This is a genomic window from Rhodococcus sp. 06-470-2 (assembly GCF_002258235.1).
Classification (GTDB): Bacteria; Actinomycetota; Actinomycetes; order Mycobacteriales; family Mycobacteriaceae; genus Rhodococcoides.
Map to the genome: position 1 here is coordinate 292734 of NZ_NOYB01000041.1, position 18864 is coordinate 311597.

Here is an 18864-nt window from a genome sequence, read left to right on the forward strand (position 1 = left end):
GGGTGAAGGGACCCATCCCGAACAGCAAGAAGCCCCCGTGACGTGTCACGGGGGCTTCTCTGGCGGAGGATAGGGGATTTGAACCCCTGAGGGCGTTAACCCAACCCGCGTTCCAGGCGAGCGCCATAGGCCACTAGGCGAATCCTCCGTGGGGGAGCTTACCCGGTTACCCCCACCATCTCCCAAATCGGGAGGCGCGAAGGGTGGTGATGTGTTGCCCGGCGGGAGGCGGCTACACTTCCTAACGGATCCCGCGCGGCGCGCATCCTGTGAACTCCCCCAGGGCCGGAAGGCAGCAAGGGTCAATGGGCTCTGCCGGGTGCGCGGGGTCCCCTTTATTCAGTGGCAGCAACACTGTCCGGGGAACCCAGTCACCGAGAGGCCGCTCCGCATGTCAGCGCAAACCCAGTTGGGTCTGATGAACCATGAGGAGCTTGCCTCCGAGCACGAGCGGCAGAGCGCGAAGTACACGCAGCTCAAGACCGAGAATCTGAAGCTGGATCTCACCCGCGGCAAGCCGTCACCCGAGCAGCTCGATCTCGCTGCCGAGCTGTTGACGCTCCCGGGCGCGGACTACAAGGACGGCAACGGCACCGATTGCCGCAACTACGGTGGGCTCGCGGGCCTGCCGGAACTGCGCGCCATCTTCGGTGAACTGCTCGGCATCCCGGTGAAGAACCTGCTGGCCGGCAACAATGCCAGCCTCGAGATCATGCAGGACCTCGTGGTCTGGGCGCTGCTGCACGGTCTGCCCGACTCGCCGCGGGCCTGGTCGGCCGAGCCGAACGTGCGCTTTCTGTGCCCGGCTCCCGGCTACGACCGGCACTTCGCGATCACCGAGAGCTTCGGCATCGAGATGATCTCTGTTCCCATGGGACCCGACGGCCCCGATGTGCACGAGATCGCCAACCTGGTGGCGTCGGACCCGCAGATCAAGGGCATGTGGGTGGTGCCGAACTACGCGAACCCCACCGGTGCCGTCTACTCCGAGGAAGTTGTGCGAGCGCTGGCCACGATGCCCACGGCTGCACCGGACTTCCGACTGTTCTGGGACAACGCCTACGCGGTCCATCCGTTGACCGAGGAGTTCGCGCCGTCGTACGACGTGCTCGGCATGGCGGCCGAGGCAGGCTTCCCCAACCGCGCGTTCGTGTTCGCGTCGACGTCGAAGGTCACGTTCGCCGGTGCGGGCGTCAGCTTCTTCGGCAGTTCCGAGGAGAACCTCGCCTGGTACCAGAAGCATCTCGGCAAGAAGAGCATCGGGCCGGACAAGCTGAACCAGCTGCGGCACCTGCGTTTCTTCGGTGACGCCGCCGGCGTGCGGGCCCACATGGCCAAGCATCGCGAGATCCTGGCCCCGAAGTTCGCTCTGGTGCAGCAGATCCTCGAAGACCGTCTCGGTGCGTCGAAGATCGCGTCGTGGACCGAACCCAAGGGTGGCTACTTCATCAGCCTCGACGTGCTCGAGGGCACAGCCGCCCGGTCGATCGCGCTGGCCAAGGACGCCGGAATCGCGCTGACGGCCGCCGGCTCGGCCTTCCCGTACGGAAAAGATCCGGAAGACAAGAACATTCGCCTCGCCCCGAGCTTCCCGTCGCTCGGTGAGCTGGAGAAGTCGATGGACGGCGTCGCGACCTGCGTGCTGCTGGCCGCGACCGAGAAGCTGCTCGAAAGCTAGTGGTGTGGTTATGCGCCCCCTGAGGCGCATAACCACACCACTGCGCGTAGCGCACTAGTGCCCGACGACAACCGCACCTTCGGGAGCCGACGGTAGCGGTCCCTTCTTCAGCAGCGTGGCCGAGAGCACTGCGCCGAGCAGGAAGATTCCCGAAGCCCACCAGAACGTGGTGGTGTAGCTGGCGATCTCGGCGTTGGCCTGCAGCAGAGCCGCATCGGTTGCCGTCGCCATGTTGGAGCTGACGTAGCTGGTGGCGGCGTTGGCAGCCACTGTGCTCAGGAGCGCCGTGCCGATCGAGCCGCCCACCTGCTGCATCGTGTTCACCGTTGCCGATGCGACGCCGGAGTCGTCCGGGTCGACGCCCGAGATCGCGCCCTGCATGGCCGGTGCCATGGTGGCACCGAGTCCGAGGCCCATGATCACCAGGCCGGGCAGGATGTGCGTGACGTAGCTGCTGTCGATGTCGATCTGCGTCAGCAGTCCCATTCCGACCGAGGCCACGATCAGGCCGGTCGTCATCAGGATGCGCGGCCCGAAGCGGGGGAGGATCAGCGCCGTCGACAGGGTCGCGGTGAGGATCAGCGACGCGATCATCGGCATGAACGCGAACCCGGTGGTGATGGGTGTGTACTTCAGGGTGTTCTGCAGGTAGTAGGTCAGGAACAGGAATACCGCGAACATGCCTGCGCCGGTGACGAATACGGCCAGGAACGATCCCGCACGGGTGCGATCGAGGACGATGCGCAGCGGCAACAGGGGGTGCTCGACGCGCATCTGGATGGTCACGAACACCGCGAGCAGAACGACACCAGCGGCGAGGAATCCGAGGGTGACCGAGTTGCTCCAGCCGTCGGACTCGGCGTGTGCGAAGCCGTAGACGATGGAGAACAGTGCAGCCGAGACCGCCAGGGTGCCGGGGATGTCGAGCTTCGGCCGGACGTCGACCTTGTGCTTGGCCAGGAAGAGGAACCCGCCGACGAAGGCGAGTGCAGCGAAGATCAGGTTGACGTACAGGCTCCAGCGCCAGTTGGCCCATTCGGTGAGCATGCCGCCGAGCAGCAGGCCGAGTGCGCCGCCGCCGCCTGCGATGGCACCGAAGATGCCGAATGCCTTGGCGCGTTCCTTGGTGTCGGTGAAGGTGGTGGCCAACAACGACAGGGCCGCGGGGGCCAGTAGTGCGCCGAAGAGACCCTGACCGGCGCGAGCCGCGACGAGCATGCCGAAGTTGACGGCCGCGCCGCCCACCGCAGACATCAACGCGAAGCCGACGAGGCCGATGAGGAAGGTGTTGCGGCGACCGAAGAGGTCGCTGAGCCGTCCGCCGAGCAGCAGCAGGCTGCCGAACGCGAGGGCGTATGCGGTGACGACCCAGGAGCGATCGGCGTTGTCGAAGCCCAGGTCGAGCTGGGCAGCGGGGAGTGCGATGTTCACGATGGTCGCGTCGAGCACGACCATGAGCTGGGCCAGGCCGAGCGTGGCGAGAATCAGCCATCGATTCCTGTGCGCACGTTCGTCCGCCGGTGTCGTGGTCGAGGTCGCGTCGCCCACGTTCTCCGATGAAAGGGTGGTCATGGTGTCCTCGGTTCGACTATGCGGAGGTGTATCCTCCGGTTGTAGAACAAGGTAGCAGCGAAGTGGAGGACTGTCCTCCGCTTATCGGGTGAAACGGACATCGAATGAGTGTGAGAGCCGACACATCGGCAGCGAAGCCCCTCCGTGCGGACGCCGAACGCAACCGTCGACGCATCGTGGACGCGGCGCGCGAACTGTTCGCCTCACGCGGAATCGACATCACACTCGACGACGTCGCTGCCCACGCCAAAGTGGGCGTCGGAACCGTCTACCGACGGTTCTCCTGCAAGGAAGAGTTGATCGACGGCGTCTTCGAGCAGCGACTCGAAGACATGCTCGCGACCGCGGAGCGCGCACTCGAGGCCGAGGATCCGTGGGAGGGGCTGGTGCAGTTCCTGGCCGAGGTGTGCGAGGGGATGTCCTCCGACAGGGGACTCGGTGAGGTCGTCCTCGGCTCGGACGAAGGCTGTCGCGGCATCGCTCGGGTTCGTTCGCGTATCGATCCGTTCTTCGAGAAGATCGTCGAGCGAGCGCTCGCGTCCGGGCAGCTGAGGTCCGATATCGCGGTCAACGACTTCTATCCGGTGCTCGGCATGATCGGCGCGAGCGTCGAATTCTCCAGCGCCGTCGATGCGACCAACTGGCGTCGCTACTTCACCGTCCTGCTCGACGGTCTGCGGGGCGACGGTGTCCCGCGCTCGGCGCTTCCAGGGCGTCCCTTCACCAGCGACGAGGTCGACATGGCCAAGACGGCGATGCATCGTCGTCGACGCTGAGTGAACTGGGTCCACGTCACGAAACCCTTTGCGTTGTGCGATCGATCACGTAGGGTCCCTAACGGAATTGAGTGCTACCCGATGTACCGCTTACTCGGGAGCTGGGGATCGACGTTGGGGGATTCGAGTTGCGTTCGACGCGTGTCATTTTTTCGGCAGTAGCGGTATCCGCGGTGCTCATCGGTATGACCAATCCGATTGCATCGGCAGCCCCGGGCTCCGGATCGTCGACGGGTTCCACCGTCGAATCGGACTTCTACGTACCGCCGAGCCCGCTGCCCGCAGGCTCCCCGGGTGATGTGATCCGGTCCGAGCCGTCGCATCTCGCTCTGTCGGTCCCCGGAATCGGTGGCCCTCTGCCCGGCGCGGCAACGCGAATCATGTACCGCAGCACCGACTCCAACGATGCGGCCAATGCCGTCACGGGCACCTACATCGATCCTGCCGCACCGTGGACCGGGCCGGGCCCGCGTCCGCTCGTCGTCCTCGCCCCAGGAACCCAGGGCCAGGGCGATCAGTGCGCGCCATCGAAGATGCTCAACAACGTCATCACCTACACCCCGCCGCTCGGCTTCATGGTCGAGTACGAGGTACTCGCCGCATACTCCCTGCTGTCGCAGGGATACGGCGTCGTCATCACCGACTACGAGGGCCTCGGCACTCCCGGTGCGCACACCTACGTCAACCGCGCCTCGGAAGCGCACGCTGTGCTCGACGCCGCCCGCGCAGCGCAGAACCTGCAGGGCACCAAGATCTCCGCGGACGGTCCGGTCGCGGCGTACGGCTACTCGCAGGGCGGCGGAGCAGCGGCTGCTGCAGCGGAAATCGCCGGAGAGTACGCACCGGAGATCGACCTCGTCGGCACCTATGCGGGCGCACCCCCGGCGGATCTGAAGGCGACCCTCGAGCAGGTCGACGGCACCATCCTGACCGGCGTGATCGGCTACACCCTCAACGGTCTGCTCAATTCCGATCCCGGTCTGCAGCCGATCGTCGACGAGAACATCAATGACGCAGGCAAGGCCATGCTTAACCTGGTGGCGAATCAGTGTGTGGGAGAAACGATTCTGAACGTCGGGCTGCACCGCACCAACGAGTACACCAAGACCGGCGAGCCGCTCTCGGTTGTACTGGACCGGCTGCCCATCGCCGCGGAAATCCTGGCCAAGAACAAGATCGGTGAGCGCACGCCCAACGCTCCGGTGCTGATCCAGTCCGGTACGTCCGACGACATCGTGCCTCACGGACAGGCCGTCGGGCTGGCCGGTGACTGGTGCGGCAAGGGTGCCACCGTGCAGCTGACTGCCGCGCAGGTACCCGCAATCGTGCCGGGTTCCGGTGCCGGACACCTGATTCCGGACCTTCTCGGTCTCGGCGAGGCGCAGAACTGGATCAAGGATCGGTTCTACGGAGTGCCCGCGCCGTCCAACTGCTGATCTGCCGATGTACGGCCCGCGCGGGTCAGCGCGGGCCGTACATGATCACCGCCACGCCGATCAGTGCGATCGACGACCCGGCGATGTCCCAGCGATCGGGTCGAAAGCCGTCGGCCACCATCGCCCACAGCAGTGATCCCGCAACGAACACACCGCCGTATGCCGCCAGGATCCGACCGAAATTGGCGTCGGGCTGCAGCGTCGCCACGAAACCGTAGGCACCGAGGGCGATCACGCCCGCTCCCGCCCAGAGCCATCCGCGATGTTCGCGGACCCCCTGCCACACCAGCCACGCCCCGCCGATCTCGAACACGGCCGCAACCGCGAACAGCATGACCGACTTCACAATGTTCATGCGACAAAGGCTCCCACAGCCCCGACCTGGTGTAGAAAGATGCCTTTGGGGGTACAGGCCTACAGGCCCCGCGTCGAGGGCCGAGTCGGTAGGGGTGAGTTTCACATGCGGGACAGTTACACGGAGACGCTCGATTCCTTGGCGTCGAACCTGTCCGAAATGTCGCGAATCGCCGAGAAGGCAATGGTCGACGCCACCCGTGCACTGCTGACCGCCGATATCGTCATGGCCGAGCAGACCATCGAATACCGCGAGGAGATCGATACCCTCGCCGCCGAGTGGGAGCACGGAGCATTCGGCTTCCTGGCCCTGCAGGCACCGGTCGCCCACGATCTACGACGCGTCGTCTCCGGGATCAATATCGTCGCCGACCTACAGCGGATGGGCGGACTCGCCGTCCACGTCGCAGAGCTGGCTCGCCGCCGCCATCCCGCGCACGTACTTCCGCCCGAGGTCGAGGGAGTGTTCGAGGAGATGGGCCGGGTTGCCGTCGCCCAGGCAGCGGCCACCCAACGCGTGCTGGAAACCCGAGACGCCGAACTCGCAGCCGACCTCCGGATCCAGGACGAGGAGATGGACGCGCTGCACCGCAGCCTGTTCATGCTGACCTCCGCACCCGATTGGCCGCACGGTGTGCCGGCCGCAGTGGACATCACGCTGCTCGGACGCTTCTACGAGCGATACTCGGACCACACTGTCGAGGTCGCCAAACGCGTCATCTTCCTGGTGACCGGCGATCGCCCCACCGACGAGTCATAGTCTGCGCGAACGGCTCGAAGATGGCAGGATCGGCACGATGAAACGTGACGTCTCTGCGTACCTCGATGTCGACGTGACCGAGGCCAGCACCCTCGAGTTCCAGATCGCAATCGCACCTCATCCGGGAACCGATGTGTGGGAAGCACTCTCGTTCACACTCGACGGTCAACCGATCGAGGCGCAGGAGATCAGCGGCGCTCACGGCACCCGCATCCACAAGATCCACGCCGACGTCGGCAAGCTCGAGGCGTCGTATTCGGCGACCATCTACGGCAACACCGAGCCTGCTCCGGTCTCCGACTACGACCTCTCGCTCTACCTGCGGCCGAGTCGATACTCCGAAGCGGACAAGTTCTTCGGTTTCGCGGCAACGGAATTCGGTTCCTACCCGCCGTCGGAGAAGCTGCTCGCGGAGGTCTCGTCCTGGGTCGGTGCCCGTCTGAGCTACGTCCCGGGCAGCAGCGACCCCATCGACGGCGCGGTCGACACCCTCCTCGCCGGAGCCGGAGTCTGCCGCGACTACACCCACCTCGTGGTGGCCCTGCTGCGTGCGGTCAACGTCCCCGCTCGCCTGGTCGCGGTGTACGCACCGGGCTGCGATCCCATGGACTTCCACGCGGTCGCCGAAGCATTCGTCGAAGGCCAATGGCGAGTGGTGGACGCGACGTGCCTCGCACCTCGATCGACCCTGGTGCGCATCGCCACCGGACGCGATGCATCCGACACCGCCTTCCTCGACAACCACGGCGGATCGATCATCCTCAACAGCGCCGTCGTCGGAGCCGTCGTCGACGGACCACTGCCCTTCGACGACATCACCCAGCTGGTCTCGATCACCTGATCGCGCCGAGTCGGGCCGCGTTAGGCTGCGGCCGTGCGAATCTCTTTGCGGCGTGGTGGGGAGCGAACCGACGGGGTCGTCATTGGCGTGATCGTCGCCGTTGGAACAGTTGCCGCGGGTCTCACCCACCAGCCGATGGGGCAGTCGGGATCGGGCTACGTCAGTGAGCCTGTCGAGTACCCGGTGAACATTCCTGGATGCGAATCGGTGGAGCCGCCCGAGGAGGAGCAGTTCTACGGCGTGCTGACCACGGGCCAGGAGGATTACGACAACCCCGCCTACCCGTGGTTGACGTCGAAAAAGGCGAACGCGATGTCGATTGCGGTGCGCGAGGCCCTACCCCCTCGAGTCGACACTGTCGACGGTTCGTCGCTTCGGTATGCGGGCGATCCTCTCGTCTTCCAACCCGCAGCCAGCGCGGACGGTGCGTATGACCCCGGCACTTCCGCGGACGGGCTGGTCACTCGCGACGGCGTCGAAGGTTCGGTGACGGTCAATGTCACCCGCGTGGACGATGGGCCCAAGCCATGCCAGGCCGGCTGGCTCGACGCTCGCGAAACTCTGCCCGACGGAACCGTCGTCGACATTCGGGACACCTGGGATGAATTCGACGGTGACCGCTCCCACTCCAATATCGTGCGTGTGTATGCACGCGATGGTTCCGTCGTCGTAGCGGCGTCATCGGACCGGAACGCGGACTACGAATCCACCGGTACCGTGCCACTGTCGATCGATGAGTTGCGCAGGATTGCGCTGCGGCCCGAACTGCTCTGGTCCGCACCTGTTCCCGATGGAATTCCCCCGCTCCCGATGTCGTGTGACACCAATTCCGAAGGCGCAGGGCAGTTCTCGTCTCAGGCAGTCGATCGCCTCAATGCCTCGCTGGACGACTTCTGGCAATCGGCCGGGATTCCGGTGGAACTCGACAGACCGCTGGGCTCGATGCGGACGTCCCCATCGGGATCGGCCGGCGCGTGCGGAGCCGTGATGGCCGGCGACGGCACCCTGATGATCAGAGTGATCGACGCGGACTACGAGCCGTCCCCGAATCCCTCGGGTGCGGTGACATTGGCGGACGGCTCGCAATTTCGTGACGACTACCCGGGTGCGAGCGGAATGACCCTCGACGGCGACCCGATCGACGACATCACTTTGGTCAAACCGTCGGGCACCCGAGTGGACGTGCAGATTGCAGCAGCACAAACCCTTGTGGACCGACCCCTTCTGCAGGCGATTGCGTTGACTGTGGCAGGGTCTGTCGACTGACATCGGCGTTCGTCGCGATCGTGCACACGGACAGATGGATGAACTCGTCCGGATCATAGTGAGCGTCGGTGACGTCTGTCGGATATGACCAGGTGCCCCGAGACTGTTCCCTAGGGCGCTCTCGCACGACGGTTCGACCGAAGATAGGGAACTCGTCCGATGTGTGGACGGTGCGGCGGAGCAAGAGTGGGTTCCATGTACCCCACCTATGATGTTCTGGCCGATCATGAACGCCGTGTTGCCGATTCGCTGCGAGCGTACGACCGCCGGGTGCGCAGCCGCGCACAGAACGACCGCAGGCCACGAGCGCGGCGTAGTTTGTTAGCGTGGCTCGCACTCTGATCGGACGGGATGCCGAACTCGCGGCGCTCGAACAGGTCGTCGCCGACGCTGCCCGCGGTGCACCTGCCGCGGTCGTCGTGTCCGGTGACGCCGGTGTCGGCAAAACGCGGCTGCTGGCAGAACTGTGGCGCAATGCGGAAGCACGCGGAACTCGGGTACTGGTCGGGCGGTGCTTGGACCTCGGTGAGGTCGGTATTCCGTACCTCGCGTTCACCGAACTGTTCGGTCCACTCCCGCACACCACCCGGTCCGAACTGTTCGATGCTGCCCTCGTCGCACTGACTGCAGCTGGGGCCGACCGCCCGGCGCTCCTCATCGTCGAGGATGCGCACTGGGCGGACACCTCCACCCGTGAGCTCATGACATTCCTGCTGTCGAGACTCGCGAAAACGCATGTGTCCTTGGTGATCTCGTATCGTAGCGACGATCTGCATCGCAAACACCCACTCCGGCAGTCGCTCTCCGAGTGGACACGTCTGAGCTACGTCCGTCGAGTCGACGTGACGCCTCTCGATGTCGAATCGTCGTATCGCCTCCTCGATTCGCTTCCGGCAGCGACGGATGTGGCATCCCGGGACGTCATCGTGGAGCGATCGGGCGGCAATCCGTTTTTCATCGAAGAACTCGTCTCTGCCGGCCAGCGTCCCGGATCGTCGATACCGCCGGGCCTTGCCGAGCTACTGCTGGTCCGGCTCGACGCCTTGTCGCCCGAGGCGAAGTCGGTAGCCGAAACGATGGCGGTGGGTGGCCCCCGCGTCGCGCACGAGGTTCTGGCTGAGGTGACCGGTCTTGACGACGACCGGCTCGAAGACGTGATCCGCGAAATCGTCGACGCCCGGCTCGTGGAGACCACCGACTTCTATTACGTCTTCCGGCACGCGCTCCTGGCCGACGCCATCTACGACGACGTCCTGCCCGGCCGTCGTGCGAGGTTGCACGCTTCTTTCGTCGATACGCTCACCGAACACCGGCATCGTGGTGCCGCCGCGGACCTGGCTCGACACGCAGGATTGGCCCACGATCTGCCGAAGGCGTTCGGAGCCCACGTCGACGCGGGCCGCGAGGCGATGACGCTGGCTGCTCCCGCTGAGGCCATGGCTCACCTCGCCGCCGCATTGGAACTGCGACAGCCGCAATGGGAGCCGACGGAAACGGCGCTGGTGCTGGAATACGCGTCGGCGTCGACGGCGGCAGGGCAAGACCAGCGGGCGCTCTCGGTCGTCCGAGCCGAACTGGAACGGGGTGGGGATGCGCTGACGATCCCCGAGCGACTCGACTTGTTGCATGCCGAGGCGACATCGGCTCTGGCGATCGAACGAGAGGATGCGGCCCTGGCGGCCGTCGAGCACGCTTTGATCATCGCGGCCTCGGAGGAATTCGCTTCATGGAGAGTGCACTTGACCGGTCTCGGTGCTCGGATAACCGAGGCGTTGGGCCGGGAGGATCAGTCGCTCGCCTGGGCCGAGGAGTCTGTACGTATCGCAGAATCCCTCGGCGACCCGGGGCTGTCGGCAGATGCACGAATCACCCTGGCGCGCTTACACAGACGCCACAACGACCCCGCGGCGTCGCGCACGCTCCTCATACGAACCGCTGCGCTCGCACGGCAAAGCGGTGACATCGGGAATCTGTTGCGCAGCAAGTTCAATCTCGGGATGGTCGAATTCGACGACGGAGATTTCGTATCGGCTCAGGAGTCGTTCGAGGAGGCAGTCAAGATCGCCCGATCCGCCGGCCGCCAATGGACACCTTACGGCGTCGGGGCGCGTGTCCAGTTGGCGAACGTGCGGTACTACTCGGGTGATTGGACCCTGGCCCTTACCGACCTGGCTCGGATCGAATCGGACGCAGCACCTTTGGGTTCGGCCGAGCAGCTGTGTGCAGGGTTTCAGATTCGCGCCGCAATCGGGGACGAGGAACTCGCGTCCGACATCGAACGTGTTCGACCCTTCCAATCTCAGGATGGTTTCATCACCATTCTGACGAGCACAGCTGTTGCCTATACAGCGTTGTGCAACGGGCGGTTCGGCGAAGTGATCACATCCCTCGAAGCCGCTGTCGCCACCGTGGGCGCGCAGTGGCACAACCCATGGTTCGGGGGACGCATCCGATTGTCGGTACTGGCGATGGAAGCGGCGCGCCGCGGGTCGACCGTCATCGGAACTCAGGCCGCACTGGACATCGGATCACGCCTGCACGCCGACATCGAACGCACCGCGAGTTCCAGCCCGTCATACGGTTGGGAGTCGACTGCGTGGATACTGCGGGGCGAGGCCGAGTTGGGTCACCTGCGTCTCAACTGCGGATACGGGCATGCTGCCTCGGTAGTGGCGGCATGGCGTGCGGCTGTGGACGCGTTCGCAATTCAGCCGTTCGAGCGTGCCCGTGCCCTGCAGTCGCTCTCCGAAGCCCTCGAGGCGGCCGGGGACCGGTCGTCAGCCGCACACGCGGCCGATCAGGCCATCGCGATCTACGACCGACTCGGGGTCACCGTGAGACTCGGCGATGCGCGCCGTCCCCTGGGCACCGACCTGTTGACTCGTCGCGAGTGGGACGTTCTCGAACTCCTCGGCGAGGGATGCACCAACAAACAGATCGCCGAGCGGCTCGTGATCAGCGTCAAGACCGTCAGCGTGCACGTGTCGAACGTGCTGACCAAACTCGGAGCCCGGAACCGCACGGAAGCAGCGCGCTTCGCGAAAGGGTGAACGAGACGTCCGGAGCTTCTTCGGACAATGGAGAGCGCATGGAACTGAACCGGATCTGTTGCGGCCCCGGCCACGGATCGAGATCCACCGTGGCAGGATCGAGGCCATGTCTCGCACACTGCACCTCGTCGGCGATCCCGAGGCCGATGCACTGCTCGCCGAGGATCCGTTCGCGCTGTTGATCGGCATGTTGCTCGATCAACAGGTACCGATGGAGTCGGCGTTCGCAGGCCCCAAGAAGCTCGTCGACCGTCTCGGCGACCTGAAAGTCGACACCGTCGCCGACGCCGATCCCGAGGAATTCGCGGCCCTGTGCGCGCAGACCCCGGCCGTCCATCGGTTCCCGGGTTCGATGGCCAAGCGCATCCAAGGGCTGGCGGCGTTCCTGGTCGAGAACTACGACGGAAAGCCGCAGGAGATCTGGACTCGCGACGATCCCAACGGTGCCGAAGTGCTGAAACGACTCAAGGCCCTCCCCGGCTACGGCGATCAGAAGGCCCGCATCTTTCTCGCGCTGCTCGGTAAGCAGATGGGCGTCACGCCCGACGGCTGGCGCAAGGCCGCCGGACCGTACGGCGACGACGGAGCGCGTCGATCCATCGCCGACGTGGTGGACGAGAAGTCGTTGCTCGAGGTGCGCGAGTTCAAGAAGGCGGCGAAAGCGGCAGCCAAGAACAAATAAGTCTGTCGGTGCCGGTCGTTACAGTGACCAGAACTTTCACCGGGGGGCGAGATGACCGACAGTATCGGGACGTACGAGGGCTGGCTGGCGTCTCTCGACGAGGACGCGCTGACCGATCTGCTGCACCGTCGGCCGGACGTGGCGACCGACCCACCACCGCGCTCGTTCGGCTTGCTCGCGCAGTTGCTCGAAGCCCCGTCTCGGGTGTCGATGCTGCCGCGTCGACTCGACAGCGGTGCGCTCGCTCTCCTCGAATTATTTGCGCTCATGGGCGATCTGAGCCGCGCGGAGATCGGGCACTGGGCGAGTGAAGGATCGATCAACGAGACACCACACATCGATGCAGCTCTGGCCACACTGACGGCCCACGGGTTGATCTGGCCGAATTCCTCACTCGGCGCAGGCACTGTCGAATACTCACCCGTCGACCTGTCCGGGGTGTTCTCGCATCCGTTCGGACTGGCCCGCAGGCAGCGAAAGCTGTTCCTGCACTGCGCAGTCGAGCAGGACAGGGTGGCTGTGCTGTCGCTCCTCGGTATCGACCCGACGCTCGAGCGAGCGGCGCGCGCGGATTCCGTTGCCACTGCCATGACGCCCGAACGTATCCGCGAACTGTTCGACGGCGGGCCGGAGGAGATGCGAGAGATGTTGTCTCGCTTCGTTGATGGCAAGCCGGTGTCACTGATCTTCGATGTTCCTCCGACTGCAGGCGCGGCCGCATTCGAGCGGGGATTGTTGTATCGACTCGACGGGCATCGCGTCGAGATGCCGTTGGAGGTGAGCATCGCCCTGCGAGGGGAGCGGTGGCGTCTGCCCATCGAACTCACGCCGCCGACATTCGACACCCGAGTGCTCTCGCACGACGACGTGCGGCGCACACGTTCGATCGCCCTGCTGCAGTTCTGCGAACACACGCAGGCGTTGCTGACGGCCATCGACGCCGACGGCCTGACGACGATGAAGACCGGTGGCGTCAGTGCCAAGGGGATTCGGTCGCTGACGAGCAGGCTGGGATTCGCCGACGAACACGACACCGCGTTGATGCTGATGCTGGCCCGCGAAGCCGGACTGCTGGCCGAACGCGGGAAGACCGGAATCGCGTTGACTTCGGCGTACGAGACATGGTCCACGAGCACGCGGGCCGAACAGGCGGCCACATTGCTGACGGCATGGTGGAGTTCGCCCTTCACGCCCACCCACCGAGTGCCCCGTGCGTCCCAGAAGACCGTTCCCGTTCTCAAGAAGATGCTCGACGACCCGGCGGCAGCGGACCTGCGTGCGACGGCGCTGACGGCTCTGCTGCGATACGAGGACGCCGACGCGCCGGCGACGGTTCTGCATGGTTCGGAGGATTTTGCCCGGTATCTGGACTGGCACATCCCGGTCGTCTCGACCAGCGCCGGGGCCGGTCACGTGCACGCGCTGTGGCTCGAGGCCGGTCGACTCGGGGTACTGGCCGACGGTGCGCCGACCGATCTGTGCCGCACCCTCACCGAGTTCCCTGCGGGTCGAGACGGCGACCCTCGCGAGATCCGCGCGGCTCTGACAGCACAGTTGCAGGACATGGCCGGGTGGGTTCCGTTCTCCGTTCGGCTGTTGCCCGATTCCACGGCGGTGGTGACCGGACCACCCAGTACCGAGGTGGCGTCGATACTCGGCTCGGCGGCGCAGCCCGAGTCGAGGGACGTCGCGTCGGTCTGGCGTTTCACCCCGGCGACCATCCGGGGTTTCTTCGACACCGGCGGCACCGGCGAGGAGTTGATCGATGCGTTGACCGCGATGGCCGACACCGAGTTGCCTCAGGCACTGGACTACACGATCCGAGACTGCTGGCGCAGCTACGGCGCACTGGCCGTGAGGAGGATCCCGTGCGCGATCGTCTCCGAGGACGTCGTCCTGTTGACGAACATCGAGACCGACGAGTCACTGGCCGTGCTGCAGTTCCAGCGCCTCGCTCCCACCGTCCTGGTCAGTTCGGCCACGCCCATCGACACCATCGCCGTGCTTCGCAGGCACGGATACTCCCCGGTGCGGCACTCCGACACCGGGCAACTCCAACTCGACAGCGCGCCTCGATTCCGCACGGGGGAGACTCGGGAGACCCATCGTGCCGTCCACCCGGCACGGCACCGCCGCGAACCACGCGAGCTCGCGCGGCTCCTGCTGGCCGGCGGCGACGGAGCCGTCGACGAGGCACGAGTGCGGTCTGCACTCGATTCACACAGCCGGCTGCTGCCGCGTGAGCTGGATCTGTTGACCGACGCCGCAGCGCGCGGCACACCCGTCTCCATCGACTACCAGAACTCCAGAGGAGCCATCGTTCGGCACGCGATCTCGGATGCGCTGCAGGACGGCCACTGGCTGCACGCGCTCTCGGAATCGACCGGCAGCCGCGAGAGCTTCGCCATCATGAACATCAGAGCGGTATCCACCCGTCCACAATGACCGGCGATGCAACTGTGTCCGTGGTCGCCGGTACCCTTTCGGGCGTGGCCCTCTACCGGAAGTACCGTCCCGCGACGTTCGCCGAGGTCGTCGGTCAGGAGCACGTCACCGAGCCGATCAGCGTGGCGTTGGACAGCAACAGAATCAACCACGCGTACCTGTTCTCCGGGCCGCGTGGCTGCGGAAAGACCTCCTCGGCGCGCATCCTCGCCCGATCGCTGAACTGCGCCGAGGGTCCGACGTCGACCCCCTGCGGCGTGTGCAACTCCTGCGTCGCCCTCGCACCGGGCGGACCCGGCAACTTCGACGTCGTCGAGATGGACGCGGCCAGCCACGGTGGCGTCGACGATGCGCGAGATCTGCGAGACAAGGCCGTGTACGCCCCGGCTGAATCGCGCTACGTCATCTTCATCATCGACGAGGCACACATGGTGACCCCGGCGGGCTTCAACGCGCTGCTCAAGGTCGTCGAGGAGCCACCAGAGCACCTCGTCTTCATCTTCGCCACCACCGAGCCCGAGAAGGTGCTCCCCACCATCCGCTCGCGTACCCACCACTACCCGTTCCGGCTCCTCGCGCCGTCGACGATGCGCGGTCTGCTCGAGAAGATCTGTGGCCAGGAACAGGTTCCGGTCGAGGATGCGGTCTACCCGCTGGTCATCCGCGCCGGCGGAGGTTCGCCCCGTGACTCGCTCAGCGTCATGGATCAGCTCCTGGCCGGAGCCGGACCCGAGGGCGTCACGTACCCGCGCGCACTCTCGCTTCTCGGCGTCACCGACGTCGCACTGATCGACGAAGCGGTCGACGCGTTGGCCGCGGGCGACGGCGGCGCACTGTTCGGCACCGTCGACAAGGTGATGGACGCGGGCCACGACCCACGCCGCTTCGCCATCGACCTCCTCGATCGCATGCGAGATCTGATCCTGATGAAGGCCGTGCCCGACGCCGGAGAACGCGGTCTGGTCGACGTTCCCGGCGACGTCCTCGAGAGACTGCGTGACGAGGCCGATCTGCTCGGTTCGGCGACACTGACTCGGTACGCCGAGATCGTGCACTCGGGCCTCGGCGAGATGCGCGGTGCCACGGCCCCGCGTCTGCTGCTCGAAGTGATGTGTGCCCGAATGCTGCTGCCCTCGGCGTCCGACGCGGAATCGGCGGTGCTGCAACGACTCGAACGCGTCGAGCGCCGCCTGGACGTCACCCTTCCGGCGGGGGAGCAAGCAGCCGTCGCCCAGGCAGCCGCAGATCCGACGCGACCGCAGTTGCAACCCACCGAGGAACCCGCGCCCCCGGGTCCGGCACCGGTGAGCAAGTTTCAGCGACCGTCGCAACGTCCACCGGCCGCAGAGCCGGCAGCGCCCGCACCGGCACCTGCTCCAGTGGCGCCCGCACCCGCTGCCTCGATTCCCACACCGGCACCGGAGCCTGCACGACCCGAGCCGGCCCCGATACCCGAGCCCGCTCCGACACCCGAGCCCGCTCCCACACCCGAGCCGACACCGGAACCGGCCCCCACACCCGAGCCGACTCCGGAACCGGTTTCGGCATCACAGGAACCGGCCCCCGCTGCCTCGGTTTCCCACGAAGATTTTCCGCCGGAGCCCGAGGACGATTACGGCCCCGAGCCGGATCCGGTGTTCGAGTCGGAACCGGAACCCGTGGCGGCCCCCGCCGCCGTGTCGAGCGAGCCCGACGCAGCCGCGGTTCGAGCTGTGTGGTCGGAGGTGCGCACGAAGGTACGAGACCGGAGCCGGACCGTCGAGGTGATGCTCTCCGGTGCCTCGGTGCGCACCGTCGAGAACGGCACCATCACGCTCGGTCACGACTCGGCACCGCTGGCCAAGCGGCTGGAGGAACCGCGCAACGCCGACGTCATTCGCGACGCTCTGCGTGACGTATTCGGGGTCGAATGGTCGGTGGTGTGCCTGGTCGGTGCGGCGGCACCGCCGGAACAGTCATCAGCAAAAAAAGATGAACCGGCAGCGAAACCCGCGTCGCTGCCGAAGTTCTCGAGGCCGAGCCAGGCAGGGGCTTCCCGTCCCACGTCGGACGGGTTCGGATCAGCGGGCGATGGATCCTCGGCCGGCATCGGGGCGGACGACATTCCGATGCCCGAAGCGCCGGACTACCCCGACGAGCCCGAGCCGGTAGGGCCACCGCCACCGGAGACCCCGGAGGACGAGGAAGAGCTGCTCAAGGCCGCGGCCGAGCCTGCCGATCCGACGGTTCGACGCGATCCGGAGACCGTCGCGATGGAGCTGCTGGTCAGCGAACTGGGAGCGGTACCGCTCAAGGAGACCTGATCGACGGGTGACTCAGCCGACGGTCAGGTCCTCGTTGTCGGCGAACACCAGGCGTCCGCTGTCGAGCGCCACGGCCCAACGCCGTGCCACCGCCCAGTCCCGGGAGGTGGTCTCGGGTGTCTGGACACCGAAGTCCTCGACGATCGCCCCGGTCTCGTACGTGTCCTGAGCAGCTTCGTCATCGGTGCCGGTGGTGTGAATGCGTACTTTGACGCGAGCGCCCACGGTCAATTCGTTGTTGGTTTCCATGGAGGTCTTCTTCCGCGCTCGGTAGATCTGATCTATCGGAGTGTCCCACGATCAGGTCGTTCAAACGTGAACCTTCGCGTCGGTCATGTACAACGCTCGTTTCGGTCCTTACGCCGGATCCATCGCCCGCCCTACTGTGGCATGAGCTGAGGTCTGTCATGGCCTCGCACCGACGCGGTCGGCCGGCACGGCGACCGCAAGAAGATCGAGTATCTGGAAGGAACTGCGCGCTGTGACTACAGAGGCATTCATTTACGAGGCCATCAGGACTCCCCGAGGCAAGGGAAAGAACGGCTCCCTGCATTCGGTGAAGCCGATTTCCCTGGTGACCGGTCTGATCGACGAGCTTCGTCGACGGTTCCCCGACATGGACGAGAACCGGATCTCCGACCTCATCCTCGGCGTGGTCTCACCCGTTGGAGATCAGGGTGCCGATATCGCGCGCACGGCGGTGCTCGCAGCGAAGATGCCCGACACCGTCGGCGGCTTCCAGCTCAACCGCTTCTGCGCGTCCGGTCTCGAGGCCGTCAACCTGGCTGCACAGAAGGTGCGCTCGGGCTGGGACGAGCTCGTCATCGCCGGTGGCGTCGAGTCGATGTCGCGTGTGCCGATGGGCAGTGACGGCGGCGCGTGGGCCATGGACCCCGTCACCAACTACGACACCTACTTCGCCCCGCAGGGCATCGGTGCCGACCTCATCGCGACGATCGAGGGGTTCAGCCGCGAGGACGTCGACGCATATGCCGTCCAGTCGCAGGAGCGCGCCGCCGCAGCGTGGTCGGGTGGCTACTTCGCGAAGTCCGTCGTTCCGGTCACCGACCAGAACGGCCTGCTCATCCTCGATCAGGACGAGCACATGCGTCCGGGTAGCACCGTGGCATCGCTCGGCAAGCTGAACCCGGCCTTCACCGGTATCGCGGCCATGGGCGGATTCGACGATGTGGCGCTGCAGAAGTACCACTGGGTGGAGAAGATCGATCACGTGCACACCGGCGGAAACAGCTCCGGCATCGTCGACGGCGCAGCACTCGTCCTCGTCGGCAGCGAGCAGGCCGGTAAGGATCTGAACCTGGTTCCGAGGGCGCGCATCGTCGCGACCGCCACCAGTGGTGCCGATACGACCATCATGCTGACCGGGCCCACCCCGGCGTCGAAGAAGGTTCTCGCGACCGCGGGCCTGACCGTCGACGACATCGATCTCTTCGAGCTCAACGAGGCGTTCGCCTCCGTGGTGCTGCGCTTCCAGAAGGATCTGAACATCCCGAACGAGAAGCTCAACGTCAACGGTGGTGCCATCGCCATGGGCCACCCGCTGGGAGCGACCGGAGCGATGATCACCGGCACCGTGCTGGACGAGCTCGAGCGCCGCGGCGGCCGGTACGCCTTGATCACCCTGTGCATCGGCGGCGGCATGGGCGTCGCCACCATCATCGAGCGAGTCTGAGGTATTAC

General features: G+C 65.8%; 14 protein-coding genes, 1 tRNA gene and 1 other RNA gene. 12 read left to right on the forward strand and 4 right to left on the reverse strand.

Annotated elements, in window-relative coordinates:
* Positions 1–60 precede the first annotated feature (60 nt).
* A tRNA-Ser gene (locus tag CH276_RS24725) sits at positions 61–148 on the reverse strand.
* Positions 149–243: 95 nt separating this feature from the next.
* On the opposite strand from CH276_RS24725, the gene ffs reads away from it, so the two are divergent.
* Both ffs and CH276_RS24735 read left to right on the forward strand, forming a co-directional pair.
* Positions 244–338: signal recognition particle sRNA small type (gene ffs, locus CH276_RS24730), an RNA gene on the forward strand.
* 53 nt (positions 339–391) lie between these two features.
* Positions 392–1678 carry an aminotransferase class I/II-fold pyridoxal phosphate-dependent enzyme gene (locus CH276_RS24735; protein WP_032395317.1) on the forward strand — a complete coding sequence of 429 codons (1287 nt, stop codon included), beginning with the start codon at positions 392–394 and terminating at the stop codon, positions 1676–1678.
* 54 nt (positions 1679–1732) lie between these two features.
* Here CH276_RS24735 and CH276_RS24740 read toward each other — a convergent pair whose 3' ends face one another.
* Positions 1733–3250: a DHA2 family efflux MFS transporter permease subunit gene (locus CH276_RS24740; protein WP_032395316.1), complete on the reverse strand. Its 1518-nt coding sequence runs from the start codon at positions 3248–3250 to the stop codon at positions 1733–1735.
* A 104-nt stretch (positions 3251–3354) separates the two neighbouring features.
* On the opposite strand from CH276_RS24740, the gene CH276_RS24745 reads away from it, so the two are divergent.
* Together CH276_RS24745 and CH276_RS24750 are read left to right on the forward strand one after the other, a co-directional pair.
* Positions 3355–4026: a TetR/AcrR family transcriptional regulator gene (locus tag CH276_RS24745; protein WP_032395315.1), complete on the forward strand. Its 672-nt coding sequence runs from the start codon at positions 3355–3357 to the stop codon at positions 4024–4026.
* Positions 4027–4211: 185 nt separating this feature from the next.
* The gene (locus CH276_RS24750) at positions 4212–5462 is read left to right on the forward strand and encodes a lipase family protein (protein ID WP_094689136.1); all 1251 of its coding nucleotides are present in this window, start codon (positions 4212–4214) and stop codon (positions 5460–5462) included.
* 25 nt (positions 5463–5487) lie between these two features.
* On the opposite strand, the gene CH276_RS24755 is transcribed toward CH276_RS24750, so the two are convergent.
* Entirely contained in the window at positions 5488–5817 is a 330-nt protein-coding gene (locus CH276_RS24755) for a YnfA family protein (protein WP_032395314.1), read from the reverse strand.
* 105 nt (positions 5818–5922) lie between these two features.
* Here CH276_RS24755 and phoU point away from each other — a divergent pair, with 105 nt between their 5' ends.
* From phoU to CH276_RS24790, 7 genes are all read left to right on the forward strand, one after another.
* Positions 5923–6576 (forward strand): phosphate signaling complex protein PhoU, encoded by a 654-nt coding sequence (gene phoU / locus CH276_RS24760; RefSeq protein ID WP_032395313.1) that lies wholly within the window; start codon positions 5923–5925, stop codon positions 6574–6576.
* 37 nt (positions 6577–6613) lie between these two features.
* The gene (locus tag CH276_RS24765; RefSeq protein WP_052049483.1) at positions 6614–7417 is read left to right on the forward strand and encodes a transglutaminase-like domain-containing protein; all 804 of its coding nucleotides are present in this window, start codon (positions 6614–6616) and stop codon (positions 7415–7417) included.
* A 33-nt stretch (positions 7418–7450) separates the two neighbouring features.
* Positions 7451–8683, forward strand: coding sequence for a hypothetical protein (locus tag CH276_RS24770; protein ID WP_141214778.1), 1233 nt, complete (start codon positions 7451–7453; stop codon positions 8681–8683).
* Positions 8684–9009: 326 nt separating this feature from the next.
* A complete protein-coding gene (locus tag CH276_RS24775) occupies positions 9010–11733 on the forward strand; it encodes a helix-turn-helix transcriptional regulator (protein WP_094632110.1) in 2724 nt (907 codons plus the stop codon).
* 106 nt (positions 11734–11839) lie between these two features.
* Positions 11840–12415, forward strand: a complete 576-nt coding sequence (locus tag CH276_RS24780) for an HhH-GPD-type base excision DNA repair protein (RefSeq protein WP_032395311.1) — start codon at positions 11840–11842, stop codon at positions 12413–12415.
* Between the two features lie 51 nt (positions 12416–12466).
* Entirely contained in the window at positions 12467–14860 is a 2394-nt protein-coding gene (locus tag CH276_RS24785; protein WP_094632112.1) for a helicase-associated domain-containing protein, read from the forward strand.
* Positions 14861–14904: 44 nt separating this feature from the next.
* Positions 14905–17163, forward strand: coding sequence for a DNA polymerase III subunit gamma and tau (locus tag CH276_RS24790; RefSeq protein WP_094632217.1), 2259 nt, complete (start codon positions 14905–14907; stop codon positions 17161–17163).
* Positions 17164–17175: 12 nt separating this feature from the next.
* On the opposite strand, the gene CH276_RS24795 is transcribed toward CH276_RS24790, so the two are convergent.
* Positions 17176–17412 carry a hypothetical protein gene (locus CH276_RS24795; RefSeq protein ID WP_094632114.1) on the reverse strand — a complete coding sequence of 79 codons (237 nt, stop codon included), beginning with the start codon at positions 17410–17412 and terminating at the stop codon, positions 17176–17178.
* Between the two features lie 232 nt (positions 17413–17644).
* On the opposite strand from CH276_RS24795, the gene CH276_RS24800 reads away from it, so the two are divergent.
* A complete protein-coding gene (locus CH276_RS24800; protein WP_094632116.1) occupies positions 17645–18856 on the forward strand; it encodes an acetyl-CoA C-acetyltransferase in 1212 nt (403 codons plus the stop codon).
* Positions 18857–18864: the final 8 nt, after the last annotated feature.